This is a genomic window from Lactiplantibacillus sp. DA1, from assembly GCF_032681335.1.
Taxonomy (GTDB): domain Bacteria; phylum Bacillota; class Bacilli; order Lactobacillales; family Lactobacillaceae; genus Lactiplantibacillus.
Genome location: NZ_JAWHTQ010000006.1, coordinates 172,078 through 187,912 on the forward strand (window position 1 = coordinate 172,078; position 15,835 = coordinate 187,912).

Consider the following 15,835-nt stretch of genomic DNA (forward strand, 5'->3'; position numbering starts at 1 on the left):
TAAATCATAAAAAGCATTAATATCAGTAATACCAATATAACGCCGAGCCCCTTCTAACCATTGACTGAGGCTGTCTGACTGTTTGCTACTGGTGCTGTCATTTTGTCGAAAGCGTTCTCTGCTTCGTTGATCTGATCGAGGCCAACTTGAATCCCGGTCTTCTGCGTTGCTGATCGTTGATCGTCTTGGTCGGCCAAGGCGTCGAGCTGTGCTTGCAAGACGGTTCGCAATTGATCGTTGCGCTTCTTCCAGGCTTTGGCCTTGATCTTGAAAAAACCACTGTCATTTAGTGCGTTAACCGCATCCTTAAAGGCAGCTTCTTCGGAATCAGTATCTTTGAATACTTGATCATCTAAAGCATCATACAAATCACTGTCGCTTGGGTGATCACTTGCTAGTGCTGCTTCATAGAATGCTAACAAAGCATCTGGATCCGATTGTACCAATCCAGTAATTAGGTTTGAAAAACCAGATTTGTCTTGTTCATCACCCATCTTTTTACCTAGCACCGACCGAAAGCGAAAATTGATAACTGGTGTTAATGACTTACCGTTAATGTTTAAAGATTGCATAATTTAAAATCCTTTCTTTCTAAAAAAGTTACTTACTTGTATTGGCTGAACCATTACTTGCTGTGTTATCAGATGGCTGTGATTCATCAGGAATATTAGTCGTCGCACTGTTGTCGCCAACATCTTGACCATGACTAAATGCATATAGGGCTTTATCCATCACATCGAATGAACCATCAACTAAATCAGCTTCTGTAACCCGAGCTGGTTTGCCGCCCTCATCATCAACGGCTTCACCTTGAACTTCAAACGTTGCATTTGATTGCGTAATAGCACCAATACCTTCAGTGATTGGCAATTGCGGTACAAGGCATTGCGAATATTCAGCTTCTGCACTGCGATTAGGCTTAGTCCCCTGTAACGTATTAAAGTCAACACGCCATAAATGAATCACTTCGCCTTTTGACCAAGCATCATTTAATTCACGATATAGGCTGTCATTTTGGGTATAAACCAAATTAACAACTCGTTGCTGTGTTTTAGCACCCAACGATTTCAACGTGACCGTTTTGGTTTGGACGTTTGAAGCCGTCCGTGTGTTCGTCCCAGAACTAGCACCTTGTAGGCCCATTACCTCTGGTTTACGTGATTTTGGCCAGCTATCACGCTTCCAAAAGTACATAAATTTATCGGCAAATTTTGGACTGATAACTTCTGTTGTTGCTCCAATTCCTGTTGGCATATTTCTGCCCCTTTCTAAATAAAAAGACGCCTAAGCGTCAGTAAGTAATTAGTAATTAACTTGATAGTCTACAAGAATCGGTACATGAAATAACGTCCGATCTTGTAGTGAATTGTCGGTAAGAATCCGACTAGAATAATGAAGCGCCATGAAGGGATAATTCTGACCAACTAATGATTTTAACCGATCTGTGATAGCTTGTTGTAAGTTCAGTGCATCACCGTATGAATCATGGTCTACGTACAAATCAGCATGCAAGGTTAGCTGATCCTGGCTGATAAACTTTAATTGACTAGTATCTGTAACATTATCAAGTTGCAGAGTAACTTGCGGAAACGTCAAATTATCTTCTTCATCGCTCGGTAGCAATACCAGCAGATTAAGACCAGTTAAAGACGCTTGGGCACTTAATAATAGGTCTACGGCCGGATATATTGGTTCCACAGCTACGCCTCCTTAATGGCTTGTTTAAGAGCTTCCCTGGCGGTCTCGTTCAGCTTGCTACCAATTTCATCACCAGCAGGCTTCATAAATGGCTGTGCAGGCATTCTACCATCCTTCGTACCGAACTCAACAGCTTGACCGTATTCATAATCTTGCTTAGTCATTGCTTCTGGTGCAATTTCAGTCTGCATTCCTTCTGAATTGTCATGTGCATCAATACTTCGCATTAAATTTCCTGTCGGCTTGTATCCTGATTTTTTACCACCAACATTAACACGCTCAATTTCTCGAGCTTTCTTCTGCACATCAACACCCGCATTATGAATAACTTTCTTAGCATTTGTATCTAGTGCGTATTGCAGTCGTTGTAAGCGCGTAACGCCTTGCACACTGCCAACTGTCGCCATAGTATGCATTAATTGATTAATAGGAATCGACCAACTATCTGTCATACCATATCTAACTGTTGGGATATGCTCATTATCAGTTGACATCTAGTCACCTCCAACTTGCTTTTTATCAACAATGATATAAAAATCCGTTCGATATTGGTGATAGGCTACTTTAGTAATTGCATAACTTGGCGCAAACGTTTTGAGACTCATACCAGATAGGCCAATACTGTTAGCGGCATGCTCACCCATTACTCGAACAATTCTAGCGTCCACATATACTTTGCCAAAAACAGTCATCTGTCGTTGAGCACCCATCTGATTAACTCGTGCATCCGCAATTATTTCAAGCAAAGTTGGCTCAGCTTTACGATTTAATGACCCCGCTGGCGTTGAAGTTTTGTTAGCCAACAGATAGACCCTTTCAATTTTCAATCCCAGGTCACCACCGATCCTAACCGGTTAGCACCAGACTGATTGTCTACATACTTATTTAGTAACGTAGCGAACGGCTTCATGTCGTCATCTGAAAAAGTAAAAGATAGTCCTTCTTCTGATGTAGCCGTAGTTCCCTCTGCACCTTCTTGGACAAACTTAGACGCAGCCATCTTGCGCACGACTCCATCTAATTGTTGTGGTACCTCAGCCTGGTTAATATAGATGCCAATTGCATCCAATGCGTCACCAATATAAAGTTCCAGCTTATCATCAAGAACGTTGTCATCATCTTTTAAATCACGCATCAGTTTTATCCCATGCAGTAAAGATTTAATTCGCTCAGTTCGCTCTTCATCATTCATAAAAAGCCCTCCGTGAACTACTTTCCTGAACCCGTCGTTGTACTACTTGCGGCACCAGATCCTGAGATATTTGTAGTGGTTGTCGCCCCTGCGGTCGTATCTAATACATAAACCGAATCAGCCTGTTCAAATGAAGGCAAAGACATCATAGATACTTTAGTTTCAACATTCACTGGGTCAGTTTTCGTAGTCGTTGTAACTGCGACACCAGTATCAACAATACGGACCTGTGCCGCATTGGAAGATAACAGGTCTGCTTCTTCTGGGGTCGTCCCAAAATGTGTATTACCAAGATCAACAGCTGGCATAAAAACTGCTTTACCGTCTGGAATAAACTTAACTAATTTACCATCCGCACCAAGGTACCCTTTATCATAAATAGCAAAACTCAAGCCATATTCATCTTCCAGGTAAGTCATAATAACGGACTTTGGTAATACCACATTAGTCTTACTTGCAGAACTAGCCAGCAAAGTAGACTTAATAGCATCATTACTTGCAAGTGTATTCCAAGTTACCCGGTTCATAACAACACGTGAGATAGTAGCTCCCGTTTTATTACCAATTTGTGTCGTAATCCGGTCAAAGTCTTCAAATGGGTTACCTTTAGCATCCCCCCAAGCAACCTTTGAGGCACCAATATTTTCAGCTGGCATATCGTAGTCAATAGTCATATCAACACCATTACCAGTTACCTTAGCTTTACCGGTTGTCAAAGCTTCCATCCGGATAATCTCACGCCGCAATGCAGCTCCCTTAATCAACTCGATGTCATCATCGAAAATATGAGCAATAATCGTATCACGTAGTGTTTGGTCAGCACTATTGCCTAGCATTAATAACTGCTGACGTAACTTTTCATCAACATATTTAGACTCTTTAAAAAAGGCCATATCTTGAGTTAACTTGCTCAGTCCCTTACGTCCCCGTGGTACAACATTAGTATCGAGTGCTGATGGTGCTAAAGCAACTGGTGCTCCGGTTGCACCTTTCAACCAGTCCATCGTCATACCTACTTGACGAACATTTGGAAAAATAGTTTCACCAAAGTATGGCGCTTCTTGCTGCGCAATCGTTTCCCAATATGCGGCAATATTAGTTGCATTTACTAAATCAAAAATATTCATTATTTATCAGTCCTCCTATGGTCGATTGAAGAATGTAACTTTACCAGCTAATGCTGTTTTAGCATCGGCTGAAACATCTCCACTAGCAATACGAGCAGTATTAATAAAGCCAAAAATAATGACTGTACCAGTCGCATCACCAGCTGTAACATCTACATCGTGCTCTAATACACCTTGTGCTTTGGCGTCTTGTCCTACTGACAATACAGCTTGTGAATCGTCTAAAAACGAACTAGCACCACCAACTACCGTCCCAGCCGGAATAACTTTCCGGCCAAAACTGTTAGGCGTTACACCAGTTGCACTAATCAGTCCAGGCAACGCTACCTTCTGTTGTACATTCCCCAGCACTTGGGTTTCTGAAATAAAATCACGTTTAATCGTCATTGATTAAACCTCCTTATTTTTTATGACCAAAGAAATCACTTGCAGGCTTCTTTGGATGTGCCATTGCAGCTAACTCTTGCGCGAATTTAGTATTTTCACGATCATTGCCGTTATTTACAGTTTGGCCTGGAGTTTGTTTACCCTTCAAGCGTTCCTCAACACCAGCTTGAACGGCTTTATTAAAAGCTTTTCCAAAGTTTTCGACATGTTGTGCGCGCTTATCAGTATCGACATCGTTCAGCACTTCTGCAAAATCTTCTGGTAAGTTTTCCTTGGCCAGCAAATCGCGTGTTGCATTAATTGATTCACGGCGATTCAATTCAGATTCACGCTTGTCTAACTCAGCTTGACGGGCTTTCTGATCTGCTGATTCACGTTGCTCTGCAGTCATATTGGCACGGTTTTCACCATCTTGGCGTGCTTGCTCCAATAGATCTGGAAGAGACTTCTTTTTAAAATCATCAATAGCGCTTGAAATTAACCCCCGGACCTCTTTACGATCAAACTGCTTGCCGGTACCTTGAGACCCATTTTCACCATTGTTATCCTTATTTCCACCATCACCATTACCATTTTGAGAATTATTAGCTGACTCGGCATCTGCCTCATTACCACTGCCAGGTACTGGTTCAGCGAAGTACTGTAAATTCATTGGTAATAATCGTTTAAACATAAAAATTCCTCCTAAAATACTTTCTAAGTGGTATAACTGTCAGCTGTTCTTTAACGCTTGCTGCCGAAAAAAGGGCAAATTAAAAGACCACTTACATAATTTAAGTGGCCCTAATCCAATCCATAATTCTTTGGCATTTGACTAAAATCAACACTGTAATCATTATCAGCGACTTCAATAATTGTGCACTGACAATTAGGATGAAATGGTGGCAGTGTCACCCCTTCACTAGCTTCATCAATATTATATTCTGTTCCGTCCAGCGCCTCACATTCCTCGCACGTCGTTACTGACAGAGCTGCTTCAATTTGATAACGTTTGACGCTTCGTTGACCAAAATCATCAATTAATTGCCTTGACAGTTCGCCACTTGATTCAGTTCTAAGAATGCGTTCTGCACGTCCTTCCGACGCACCAAGCTTAGTTGCAATCTCTTTGCTGAAATCCTGCGGCTTATAGTGATTCTTCAATACATCGTCTACTTGATCGTCTAACTGACGCATTAACGCAGACTTCTCTTTATAGATTCGATCCTGCCAAGAAGCTCCCTGCCAACCCTGATGATTATCACCCACAATTTTTTGCACCGCTATGTCTGACTTATGCCTTGAATACACAGCACGATCCGGTTGCGGATTTACTAGTGGTGCCCGGTCAATATGATTTAGATTACTTTGGATAACTTGTTTTTGATCTATAGCCAGCTGGGTAACGATTAGGTTAACTCGCTGCTTAGCCACATCACCATAAGTCTTAACTCGTTCATCTCTAAATGTTTGATTAACAAACGGGCGTTCATCAATAGCGGCAGACACGGCTAATTTGGCGATGTCGTCCATCAGCTCCTGTATTTGGGCTTTGGGGGCTGGAGCTGACCAATTAACCTCATCAGCAATAAAGGTGCTTAGAACGTCCACAATTTCGTTATTAGCGTGTTTAAATAATTCATTCAATTTTTTTACACGTTTGTCGTTCTCACCATAAACACGTTGTGCCAGTTGCAGAACAGCCTTTCGTTCCATTAACTAGCACCACCTTGCTGTGCTTGTCGCTGATTAACAATTGCCTGTACTAAAGTGTCCTGTTGTTCCTCGCCAACTGATCGAACTCCTGTTGGCTGTGACTCGTCAGGTTCAGCAGTATGGGATTCTACTTGACGTTCAGTTTCATTAGATGGCTTATTAAATGTATCAGGGTAGTCGCCTGGCATGGTCATTGTTGGTTCAGATTCAGTTTGAGCATTCATTCGGGACTGTTCCTCATCCGGTTTAATTCCAGTTACAGCTTGTGCCATCTCCCATAAAGTTTGCTGGCTGAACTCACCTGTTTGAGAAAGTTTTTGCACGTTGTCGACGATTTCGGTGTCGTTCTTAGGCAAGTTAGGGGTAAACACAGGCGTTACATTTTCAATCAAATTAGAATCTTTGATTTTTCCGAGTGTATACCAGTAGTTTCCCAATAATCGCAATCGACGCATTAGACCATGAGCATACAGTTCTTGTTGAGTAGCGCGTTCCTGATCACTGCCCCATAACTTATATGACATTGCTACCCCTGAAGCATTACCGGCAAAGTTCTCATCTGATACATTGGGTGAATTGGTAAACTTATGCATATTGTCATTGAGAGTCTTAACGTATGCATTCCAAGCATCGATAGGTAAATTCTTAGTCAGATACTGAACAGAAGGTTGAATAACATTATCGCTGTTCATCCCCTGCGCCTGTGCAGGCTTAAGCCACATATAACGGTTGGCTCCATCAACATCTGGATGAGTCTTTGGCTTCCCACTAGAATCAGTACCAAAGTCAAACTCACCCGTAATTACTAACATGGCATTGCTGAAATCTTCTTCACTGTTAGCCATCTCAGAGATTGCCTTATCATAGGCATCGAAGTTATCCATTTCGCCTTCCCAGTCGCCGAGTCTTTCATCATTATTAACGTACTCAGTGACGGGCACACCACCAAAGTAATGTTCCTCGTAGCTATCCGGATTGCTGTCATCGAAAGTTAACTGTGAATTAGGATAGCCGTTAGGTTCATATCGAATCGTATGATCATCCGTATAGACTTCAACATACCATACTGGAGTCTCATCATCTTCAACATAGTAATAATGCACAGCAAACAGCGAGTGCTGCTCTGGATCAGTGTCATAAACAACAAATGTTTCGCTTGGATCTAAAGCCATGACATATAAGTCTGTTGTGTTGCGTTTGACATACTCTAATTCATAAGCACGACCAGTTACGGACAGATTTTTCTTCATCACTTTCTCGTGATAAGCTTCATTAGTCCGCTGATTAAACTCATCAATAGCCGTATTAACTTCATCACGATTGGTGTCCATCTGACTTGAATCGTCATTGTATTGGAAAAGAATTGGATTCCCAAAGGTATACCCAACCCGCATATTCGTAATATATTTTGGCATCTCATTAGCAATCCGGTTATCAGCACGATTAGTTGCTTTACCGGACTGCCAAAACTTAATATCATTCACACCAATGTAATAACGTTGCATGGTTAAAATACGTTTTAACTGATGTGTAAAATGCCGATTGATAAAGCGACTGACTACAATTCCCAGCGCATTAGGGTTATTCTTAATAGACTCAAATTTATCTGCACTCATCTTGAATACCCGGTTAGCATCTTGATCAAACCGTGGACCATTCAGCATTTTTACATCCGCATTCTTGGGATAAAACGCCCATGGTGTCATGGTTGTGGGTGCATTTGCATCGTTTACCATGATTCATCATCTCCTTAAATACCAAAGTTTCTAAGCGTATTAGCTTGGACAGAATGATTATTAGTTTGGCTTATCCGCATCATTCTCATCTGTGAAGCAACTGCATACCGCATAGCATCCATAACATCATCATTCTGCTTCACAGGCTCGCCAGTCTTCTCATCCCAAACATATTGATAAACTTCATCTAAGAAATAATGATAACCATCTTGACCGGTACTAAACTGACGATTATCAATTGCCTCTTTGGCAACAAAAAAGTGGCTAGCTTTCATCAAACTTGCCACATTCTCTACGCCGGTCAACCGACTTTTATACCCATTAATTGCATTGATTCCATGTTCGCTAAATGCTGCAACATGTTCTGGCCGGGCACTATCACAGTAAAATGGAATCCGTTGCCCGTACCGTTCCTGAATATTTGATGCTATATTCAACCAATAGTCAATTTCACGGAACTGCTGCGTATGCTCCTCAAGTAAATACCAAGTGTCATCTTCACTGACACCAAACACTACAATGGAACCCTTATGTTCATATCCCCAATCGACGCCAACAACGTAGCTCAGTCCGCTCGGGATCATATCATTTGAAACAACCATCTTACGCTCGTCAAAATCACGATACACGGCACCTTCACCACTAACCCACAGCCCTAATATTGACCGATCGTAAAACATGCCGCTAGGCGTTGTTTCCTTTTTCGTCTGGATATAATCATCATCTAAAAAAGTATTATCAGTTAGTACAAAATGATTGCTGATAATACTCTTAGAATGGCCGGGATTATCAATATAATTTCGTTTAAGCCAATGTGTTGGAATATCAGGGTTAGTATCACAAATAATGCGCTTAGAACCCTTAGAACAACGGTCACGGATTTCGTTAAACACTTCTTCATTGGCAAGACTGGCTTCGTTAATATACGCACCCCATGCCGTCATACCACGAATAGCCCCAAGGCCACTAATTGAACCGGTATATGCCTGAACAACCGTGACACCATATAAATTAAAGTTACCATAACGGTCAAACTTAAAATCAATGCCAAAATCATTGACTAATGGATTCAACACATTGTTCCAGATTGTTTTACTAGATACCCCAGCAAGAATATAAAGGGGATTATCATAGCCTTGCTGACTTGCTAGTTCTGCGGTTTGTTTCAATTCATAAAGGAACAGGTAGTTATCAACGATTGTCTTACCAGATCGAACAGCCCCGTAATTAACCATTAATTTCCATTCAGAGTTAAAAAGCCCTTGACGTAGCACTGTCTGCTGTTTGCCAGTTAATATTTGGTTTAGTATGTTTTGCTTTTTATTCATCCTTAAGTATCGCCTTCAATCCTTCCAAATACTCATCAGTCTTAACTTGTCGATTATCCTTACCACCTCGTAACAATTTAGCCTTAGCCTCTGCAATATCTGCATCAGCTTTAAGCTTGCGAATCCGTTGCTCATTAACATTATCATCGTCAGCACCAATCAACTTAGACAAGCTATCCAATGCCTTTTGCTTATCGTACAACTTGACCACCAAGCCATCCTTACCGCGATGAATATCCTGCACCAGTGACCAATCAATCTGATCACTCGGTTTCAAGTAGATATCAGCAACGTGTTTTTTGACTGGGTTATCATCAGTATCAAGGAACACATTGCCATCGGTATCCACTACCAGCTCTTCATGCACCTTGTAATCTAGTACATCTCCAAGGCTTGCGAACGCCTGCTTAGCATACTCGTGGGCGATGTCGTCAGCGGTCACATACAGGTCGGCACGTTGCTGATTTTTTAACTCGGTAAGTTGTCGCTTTACTCCTACATTTCCCAACAACCTGGGTCCAGCACGCAATGCAACTTCATGACTAACCTTATAGGCCTGTTGATATGCCCACGTTGCGTTAAATCGTTGCAAATAAAAAAGGCAGAACAGCTTCTGCTTTTCATTAAGCTCGCTGTTTGCCTCTAATTCATCTGATATTTGTGTTGCAACATTATTGCGTCGCGTTGCAACTTTTTTCGTTGCACGTTGCCAGTGTTCTCGATTCTTCCGGCTCCGCAATGTGGTGGACTTAACTTGGTACTTTTCAGCTAACGATTTTAGCGTCGTCGAACTTGTTTCGTACTCCTGTTTTACCCTATTCCAATCCATTACATACCACCACACCTCCATTAATTGGAATTAATTAGTCTAGCTCAATTGCTTAATGCGTTTTGAGAAACAATAACAACGCTTGAATAAATTAATTTGAATCCACGATGCAACGTAAGAATGCTTATTTTCGTCGTATTTCGTCATGTAATGATGTACCATTTGCTCGCCCTCCTTTATTTTTATATGAAATTCACTAATCTAGTAAGTCGTAAGTTTGCTTAAAAATATCTGGTTTACATGGGTAAAGCTCACCGTGAACTCCTTTGATGATGTAATCACCCACGTTGGCATGCATCTTGCCTTCCAAGGTGTTGATGTTCCATCCATCCCTAGCCTCATTCATTACACGATCAGCCATTGCACTAAAAATCCAAGCTGGGACTTTATCATCTATGTCTAGGTCAGTTACTTGCCAATACTCAATAACTACTGGTTTCTTTTGCGCTCGCATGCTGCACCTCCTTATTTTTCTCCAAACTAAAAGCGCCATGCTGTTTAGCACGACGCTTCTTAATCCATCTATCTAGCCGAGCATCGGCCTGCACCCACTCTGGCGGTTCATACCCGTATTTGCTATGAACCATTACTGCCATAACATCACCCCTAAATTTATGTACACAATCATATAAAAAGATCAAGTTCTTTAACATGTAAGGTTGGCAAAAGGACAATCAAAATTAGATTGCCCTTCTTGTTTTAGATTTAATTTTTAACTTCATCAAACGCTATTTGTCTAGCTGACTTCTCGAGGTCTTCCAAACTAGTATCCCAGTAACTAGCATTTTTAATTATTACTTTTATTCTATTAAAACTTTGATCATTTAAAAGAATAGAAGAAATAATAGCACTGTAATTTTTATCCGGTTGTACCAGCTTTAATACTTCACGCAGTGTATTAGCATCAATAAGCAACTTATCAGGCTTTCCTTGATGCTCAATTACATCTTCTAATAAATTTTCTACCTTGTCTAATATCGCATTACCAATAGTAATACGCTTTGAAACTAAAGTATCCGCTGAATTTAATCGCAAAAGATTTCTAGTAGCCCGTGCCTCATCATTTTTAGGTATATAACGATAATTTTTTGTTTGGAAATAGTCTTTAGGGTCCACTAAAGAGGGATCTACAAATCCATGTTTTTTTGTATCATAAGATGATTTATTAATATTACAGTTCTTGCAGATTGGTAGCAAATTCTCCCAATCTAAGACCTCATCGGGATACTCATGTTTTGGATGAACATGTTCCACTTCCATAAAGCCACCCCGTTCATTTAAAGGAGCTTCACAGTAACAGCATTTATGATGCGTCATTTCTAAAAGTGTGTCTTTTATATATGGCTTGTTCCAAACAGATGTCCCATCGTCTTTATATTGTTGAGTTAATCTTTTTACCATCTCATCTGTTAGTTTACTCGGTCGGGGTAATCTATTAATGTGTATCAAAATAATCCCGCCTTTTGTATTTCCAGAATCTGTCTAAGTTCACTCTCAGGATGTAACATTTCATTGAGCTGTTCATATTCTTTTTTTGCTAACTCGACATTATCATCATCAAGCGCATTGCTAAACGAATCTAAAGAATCTTGAAGAACTTTGTTTTTCAGCATACCAACACCCATGACGTCTGATAAAATTTCTTCAAGCGTCCAGCCTTTTAATCCATACTTACTTAAATCCAAGGTCTTAACTTCGACATTTCCATCATTAAGATGTAGGGGTATAATTTCTTGACTATCTAAGCTTTGGAGTACTGCAGGGCTATGCGTCGTCATAATGAACTGTGCATTTGGAAACATCTCACTTAGAATATCAATGATCTTATTTTGCCATGCAGGATGTAAATGTAATTCGACCTCGTCAATAAGAATAATACCATCAAAATCTACGATTTTCATATTTTTAAAGCGAAATTCTATTTCCTCTATAATCCCTAGAATAATAAAAAGGATATTCTTAAAGCCTGTTGATTCGAATTCAAAAAAGACCTCGCTTCCGTGATCATTCAGTAAAATTTCTAAATCTCTAACATCCACTCTTTTATATTTGATATTGGAATCAATTATAGAAACAGATTCCTTCATCTTCCTAATGTTATATTTCTCTGATTCGCTCAATCCATCATCCATTTTTTCTGCAATAATTCTATTTATAAACCAAGTTTTCAAAGTATTATTAACATTGTTTTCTAGAAAATCTCTGTTATTAACGTCAGAACTATTGTATACAGGGTATCTAGAAATTGTATTCAACTGATGATAATCTAAACTTCGATTGTCCGGGTTAACAATAACTTTAACAGCATTTTCTTTAAAAACGCCCCCAAATTCTGAATTCCGATTATCATCAGCCGGAAATACAGATTTAATGGATAACTCCCTCGTACTATCCTTAAATGATGTAGCTTTTATACTACCGTTTTCTGTCCCATATTTTAATTTTAAATCATTTTCACTAAAAACAAAAAGGGCCTTTAGTGCTTTAAGTATAGTAGTCTTTCCAATACCATTAGTCCCGCAGATCACATTCATATGTTCATTGAAAGTTAGCGATAGATCTGATATATTTCCAACATTTTTTAAATCTATTTTTTTTAATTTCATGCCAGCCTCTAAAACTTTAATTTTACTCATTATTGTACTCCTATTTTTCTATGATGTATGTATCAAAAAACTCCCGCTAAAAAGCGAGAGTAGTTTGAAGGTTATTACAGTCATCATCTGTAACGCAGATAGTTGGAGTTGAACCAACGTAAACAGTTTTAATAACTGATCTCTTCCCAATGAAGACGCCATCTGCATAATTTATTTTAACTCATCCTGTTATGCCATTTATACCGAGACAAATTAAATCCATACGCAAATAAATAGTCTTTTTTGCAAACGTCGGCATATTTATTTCAAGATAAAACCAATCGTGCTACAGTAAATAGTGAAGCAGGTAATTAAATTATTTGTTTCAGGTACTTCTTTCTTCCTTTGTATTTTATTTACAGTAAGAGCTGAGTTCAATTACTCAGCTCTTTTCTTGTGCATAGAAAAACTGTCTACTGAGTCCTACTGGTAGTTTTTCCAAATTAAAAGCGCCATGCTGTTTAGCACGACGCTTCTTAATCCATCTATCTAGCCGAGCATCGGCCTGCACCCATTCAGGTGGCTCATACCCGTATTTGCTGTGTATCATCACTGCCATGACCACCATTTCCCTAATTTTATGTAAAATAAAAACGCCATAATTTAATATGACGTTTGACTTTTAATTACCATTTTTAGCTTTTTCCCACTCTATCTTTAGATAATCTGAAATTTCATTCCCAATTTCCGATACCTTGACATCCTCAGTAATAGAAAGCAGATTGTTCCAAACTTCCAAACGCTCATTCTCCTTTTCCGGAGTATTTGTCGCATTATATGCTTCGCCAAATTGCATCAAATCCGCTTTGATCTTATCGGCTGAATCTCTAATCAATTTTAATATTTTTTCATTGCGATCTTCTTCGTCGTTTTTATTAAAATAAAGAGCCACTTGCTCGGTCGCTTCAAACAAATTTATGACCAAATCATTTTGTTTAATCCAAAGCCTATCAAAATCATCCTCTTCTTTTGAAGTTGCTGCTCTCACTTTTCTTTTACTCATTATCATTTTTATATCATTGTTCGTTTTTTGATAAGCATACAAAGTTCCTAAATATTTAGCCGTTGCTTTTCTAACATTTTCAATCCATGTAATTCGACTTTGGGAAATCAAATCAGCCTTAAATTGACGCCGACGATCCAAGGTGTTAAAAATTAATGTTGCTATTGCAAGAATCGAAGTAATTCCTATCCAATTAAACTTTCCATAATGATCAACAAAGAAATGCGAAACCAAAAATTCTTTATACCATAAATAATAGAGTATATCATGTAGCCAATGAAAATACTTCAGTCGGCTTATCCCATTAATTGCATCAACAAACAAAATTAGCGATACGAATCTAAGCAGCACTCGTTCAAAACCCACTTGTCTTCTATCACTAAGGTAATTATAAATGGTATTACTAATATGTTTGACTTTCTTATTATTCAATTGTTTTCTAATCCACTTCATTTTCTCCTCCAAACTAACCTAACTATACAAAAACTCCCGCTAAAAAGCGAGAGCAGTTTGAAAAGCCCTTTACTTGTATCATTCCAATATTTTTGACAGCACTGTTACTAATGCCGTAATCATCCCAACCATTAATGCAACTTGCGCTGTATCACTAAATTGTGGAATTTTATGCCAAATTTTTTTAGCTATACCAAATAGATACTTCTCCATTTGCCACATAAAAGCCCCAACAAAAATAGAGTAAACAAAAAAAATAAATGCTATCCAATATTCTTTCCAAGTACTGACTAGGCTATAGACAAAAATAATATTTACTATCATAAATACAATAATAGCAATAGAATATCTTTTTTTCTTAAAACCAATTGCTAAGAACTCAAGACCCATTAAAGCCAACATGAAAATTCCTGTACAATACATAATTAAGGAAAAACTCCCATAAAATTCTTGTACTGTATATTGCCATGAGTTCAATATAGCGACAAAATTAGTTATAAAAAATAACAGAATAGTAGCCGCATTAATAGTAACTGCTCCCATATTTAAAAAACCAGTTTTATACTCTTCGTTAACTCGAAAATAATTTATTACACTCCTAAACAATCCCCTAATAATATTTCGCCTCCAAACAATATGATTCTATATTACTATAAGTTGAAGACAAATACATATATCACTGACAGGATTCGAACCTACATCCCATTGTGGCTTGCCAATTAGCCCACAGCGATACTCACATTTAACGGCCGACGTTAAACATGAAGACTAATGCCGGCGGCAGAGAGGAGCACATCACCCCTTATAATCCGCCGGCTACACAGATAGCTGGATTTGAACCAACATAAACGGTTTTGGAGACCGCCATCTTGCCAATTAGATCATATCTGCTTAATAGACGGGCCATCATATCAACTTAATCAAGGAGGCAACAAAATCTGTACATCTGTGCCCGTCTAACGTAGCCTGCTGGACTCGAACCACCGACAACCTGATTAACAGTCAGGCGCTCTACCAACTGAGCTAAGGCCACTTGAAGTTAGGCTAACAAGCTGGGGTGGCTTGCCTAACATTCGATAATACTAATTTACTCCCCTTTTTGACTCATTTACCGGAATCAACACGGAAACTTGTCGGAATTTACTCGGAATTTTGTCGGAGTAAATTCAGTCTGCGTCGTAGTGAGCAATAATCTCTGGCTCATACTTTTTAACGATCAGGTCTTCCACGCCATCAGGATATACCTCAGCAAACATTAACTGAGCTTGTTTCAAATACTTATTAAATGTTTTGTCGGAGATATTCAGGCTAATCATGCACTTAGTTTTCGAATACCGTTTAACATAGAGCAGCATTAATAGCTCTGAATATTTCTCCGTTTCTTCATCAATTGTGACAGCTTCAATGACCTTGACAACTAAATTAGCCATAAAATCATCGTTAGCTTTACTAACTTGCTTGTCTTCAATATGGTTGCCATAGCTAAGACTTTTAGGCATTCCGTCCATTGCTGGGCTTTGCAGGTTGAAATTAACCCTGCGCGCCCGTAGTCTCCATTTCCAATAGTCCTTTAGCACCCGTTCCGCATTAGCAATTGTTCGTTCTTCATCCACGTCCTTAAAAATGCTCTCCATCACTGCCACCCCTTGTTTTGACTGTGCTATAATTAATTTTGTAGGTATCAATCGTAGCGCGGTCAGCATTGGCAGCGCCTTTTATATGTTATACTAGCAACGGTCATTCGAGTGGTC

19 protein-coding genes and 2 tRNA genes are annotated in these 15,835 nt (G+C 39.3%); all 21 read right to left on the minus strand.

Annotation, left to right across the window (positions count from 1 at the left end; translation table 11 throughout):
- Positions 1–53: 53 nt before the first annotated feature.
- Positions 54–572 carry a tail assembly chaperone gene (locus RXV91_RS10810; RefSeq protein ID WP_316439858.1) on the minus strand — a complete coding sequence of 173 codons (519 nt, stop codon included), beginning with the start codon at positions 570–572 and terminating at the stop codon, positions 54–56.
- Between the two features lie 28 nt (positions 573–600).
- Positions 601–1,254 (minus strand): hypothetical protein, encoded by a 654-nt coding sequence (locus tag RXV91_RS10815; RefSeq protein ID WP_316439859.1) that lies wholly within the window; start codon positions 1,252–1,254, stop codon positions 601–603.
- Between the two features lie 48 nt (positions 1,255–1,302).
- A complete protein-coding gene (locus RXV91_RS10820; protein WP_316439860.1) occupies positions 1,303–1,698 on the minus strand; it encodes a hypothetical protein in 396 nt (131 codons plus the stop codon).
- 2 nt (positions 1,699–1,700) lie between these two features.
- A complete protein-coding gene (locus RXV91_RS10825) occupies positions 1,701–2,192 on the minus strand; it encodes an HK97-gp10 family putative phage morphogenesis protein (RefSeq protein ID WP_316439861.1) in 492 nt (163 codons plus the stop codon).
- Positions 2,193–2,525: a hypothetical protein gene (locus RXV91_RS10830; protein WP_316439862.1), complete on the minus strand. Its 333-nt coding sequence runs from the start codon at positions 2,523–2,525 to the stop codon at positions 2,193–2,195.
- The gene (locus RXV91_RS10835) at positions 2,522–2,890 is read right to left on the minus strand and encodes a phage head-tail connector protein (protein WP_027821922.1); all 369 of its coding nucleotides are present in this window, start codon (positions 2,888–2,890) and stop codon (positions 2,522–2,524) included. Before RXV91_RS10835 ends, RXV91_RS10830 begins: the two co-directional genes overlap by 4 nt.
- A 17-nt stretch (positions 2,891–2,907) precedes the next feature.
- The gene (locus RXV91_RS10840; protein WP_316439863.1) at positions 2,908–4,017 is read right to left on the minus strand and encodes a major capsid protein; all 1,110 of its coding nucleotides are present in this window, start codon (positions 4,015–4,017) and stop codon (positions 2,908–2,910) included.
- Between the two features lie 15 nt (positions 4,018–4,032).
- The gene (locus RXV91_RS10845; protein ID WP_316439864.1) at positions 4,033–4,404 is read right to left on the minus strand and encodes a hypothetical protein; all 372 of its coding nucleotides are present in this window, start codon (positions 4,402–4,404) and stop codon (positions 4,033–4,035) included.
- A gap of 13 nt (positions 4,405–4,417) precedes the next feature.
- On the minus strand, positions 4,418–5,077 hold the full coding sequence (locus RXV91_RS10850; RefSeq protein ID WP_316439865.1) for a DUF4355 domain-containing protein: 660 nt from the start codon (positions 5,075–5,077) through the stop codon (positions 4,418–4,420).
- A gap of 110 nt (positions 5,078–5,187) precedes the next feature.
- Positions 5,188–6,099, minus strand: coding sequence for a minor capsid protein (locus tag RXV91_RS10855; RefSeq protein ID WP_068874346.1), 912 nt, complete (start codon positions 6,097–6,099; stop codon positions 5,188–5,190).
- The gene (locus tag RXV91_RS10860) at positions 6,099–7,835 is read right to left on the minus strand and encodes a phage portal protein (RefSeq protein ID WP_316439866.1); all 1,737 of its coding nucleotides are present in this window, start codon (positions 7,833–7,835) and stop codon (positions 6,099–6,101) included. The genes RXV91_RS10855 and RXV91_RS10860 overlap by 1 nt, the downstream gene beginning before the upstream one ends.
- Before the next feature lie 14 nt (positions 7,836–7,849).
- Positions 7,850–9,163 (minus strand): PBSX family phage terminase large subunit, encoded by a 1,314-nt coding sequence (locus tag RXV91_RS10865; protein WP_316439867.1) that lies wholly within the window; start codon positions 9,161–9,163, stop codon positions 7,850–7,852.
- The gene (locus RXV91_RS10870) at positions 9,156–9,992 is read right to left on the minus strand and encodes a terminase small subunit (RefSeq protein ID WP_316439868.1); all 837 of its coding nucleotides are present in this window, start codon (positions 9,990–9,992) and stop codon (positions 9,156–9,158) included. The genes RXV91_RS10865 and RXV91_RS10870 overlap by 8 nt, the downstream gene beginning before the upstream one ends.
- Positions 9,993–10,188: 196 nt before the next feature.
- On the minus strand, positions 10,189–10,446 hold the full coding sequence (locus RXV91_RS10875) for a hypothetical protein (RefSeq protein WP_316439869.1): 258 nt from the start codon (positions 10,444–10,446) through the stop codon (positions 10,189–10,191).
- A 251-nt stretch (positions 10,447–10,697) separates the two neighbouring features.
- Complete coding sequence (locus RXV91_RS10880; protein ID WP_181815219.1) at positions 10,698–11,393, minus strand: HNH endonuclease; 696 nt, start codon at positions 11,391–11,393, stop codon at positions 10,698–10,700.
- Between the two features lie 44 nt (positions 11,394–11,437).
- Positions 11,438–12,628: an AAA family ATPase gene (locus RXV91_RS10885; protein WP_316439870.1), complete on the minus strand. Its 1,191-nt coding sequence runs from the start codon at positions 12,626–12,628 to the stop codon at positions 11,438–11,440.
- Between the two features lie 622 nt (positions 12,629–13,250).
- Positions 13,251–14,084, minus strand: coding sequence for a hypothetical protein (locus RXV91_RS10890; RefSeq protein WP_316439871.1), 834 nt, complete (start codon positions 14,082–14,084; stop codon positions 13,251–13,253).
- Between the two features lie 78 nt (positions 14,085–14,162).
- On the minus strand, positions 14,163–14,627 hold the full coding sequence (locus tag RXV91_RS10895) for a hypothetical protein (RefSeq protein WP_274501028.1): 465 nt from the start codon (positions 14,625–14,627) through the stop codon (positions 14,163–14,165).
- Between the two features lie 276 nt (positions 14,628–14,903).
- A tRNA-Trp gene (locus RXV91_RS10900) sits at positions 14,904–14,975 on the minus strand.
- A 69-nt stretch (positions 14,976–15,044) separates the two neighbouring features.
- Positions 15,045–15,117: transfer RNA gene (locus tag RXV91_RS10905), tRNA-Asn, on the minus strand.
- A 133-nt stretch (positions 15,118–15,250) separates the two neighbouring features.
- Positions 15,251–15,787 (minus strand): ArpU family phage packaging/lysis transcriptional regulator, encoded by a 537-nt coding sequence (locus tag RXV91_RS10910; RefSeq protein WP_316439873.1) that lies wholly within the window; start codon positions 15,785–15,787, stop codon positions 15,251–15,253.
- Positions 15,788–15,835 lie beyond the last annotated feature (48 nt).

Coding starts and splice junctions, on each gene's coding strand:
- RXV91_RS10855 (WP_068874346.1), bottom strand. CDS start 6,099: ATGGAACGAAAGGCTGTTCTGCAACTGGCACAACGTGTTTATGGTGAG.
- RXV91_RS10895 (WP_274501028.1), bottom strand. CDS start 14,627: ATGGGAGCAGTTACTATTAATGCGGCTACTATTCTGTTATTTTTTATA.
- RXV91_RS10860 (WP_316439866.1), bottom strand. CDS start 7,835: ATGGTAAACGATGCAAATGCACCCACAACCATGACACCATGGGCGTTT.
- RXV91_RS10845 (WP_316439864.1), bottom strand. CDS start 4,404: ATGACGATTAAACGTGATTTTATTTCAGAAACCCAAGTGCTGGGGAAT.
- RXV91_RS10885 (WP_316439870.1), bottom strand. CDS start 12,628: ATGAGTAAAATTAAAGTTTTAGAGGCTGGCATGAAATTAAAAAAAATA.
- RXV91_RS10810 (WP_316439858.1), bottom strand. CDS start 572: ATGCAATCTTTAAACATTAACGGTAAGTCATTAACACCAGTTATCAAT.
- RXV91_RS10850 (WP_316439865.1), bottom strand. CDS start 5,077: ATGTTTAAACGATTATTACCAATGAATTTACAGTACTTCGCTGAACCA.
- RXV91_RS10825 (WP_316439861.1), bottom strand. CDS start 2,192: ATGTCAACTGATAATGAGCATATCCCAACAGTTAGATATGGTATGACA.
- RXV91_RS10840 (WP_316439863.1), bottom strand. CDS start 4,017: ATGAATATTTTTGATTTAGTAAATGCAACTAATATTGCCGCATATTGG.
- RXV91_RS10815 (WP_316439859.1), bottom strand. CDS start 1,254: ATGCCAACAGGAATTGGAGCAACAACAGAAGTTATCAGTCCAAAATTT.
- RXV91_RS10835 (WP_027821922.1), bottom strand. CDS start 2,890: ATGAATGATGAAGAGCGAACTGAGCGAATTAAATCTTTACTGCATGGG.
- RXV91_RS10865 (WP_316439867.1), bottom strand. CDS start 9,163: ATGAATAAAAAGCAAAACATACTAAACCAAATATTAACTGGCAAACAG.
- RXV91_RS10870 (WP_316439868.1), bottom strand. CDS start 9,992: ATGGATTGGAATAGGGTAAAACAGGAGTACGAAACAAGTTCGACGACG.
- RXV91_RS10890 (WP_316439871.1), bottom strand. CDS start 14,084: ATGAAGTGGATTAGAAAACAATTGAATAATAAGAAAGTCAAACATATT.
- RXV91_RS10880 (WP_181815219.1), bottom strand. CDS start 11,393: ATGGTAAAAAGATTAACTCAACAATATAAAGACGATGGGACATCTGTT.
- RXV91_RS10875 (WP_316439869.1), bottom strand. CDS start 10,446: ATGCGAGCGCAAAAGAAACCAGTAGTTATTGAGTATTGGCAAGTAACT.
- RXV91_RS10910 (WP_316439873.1), bottom strand. CDS start 15,787: ATGCTGACCGCGCTACGATTGATACCTACAAAATTAATTATAGCACAG.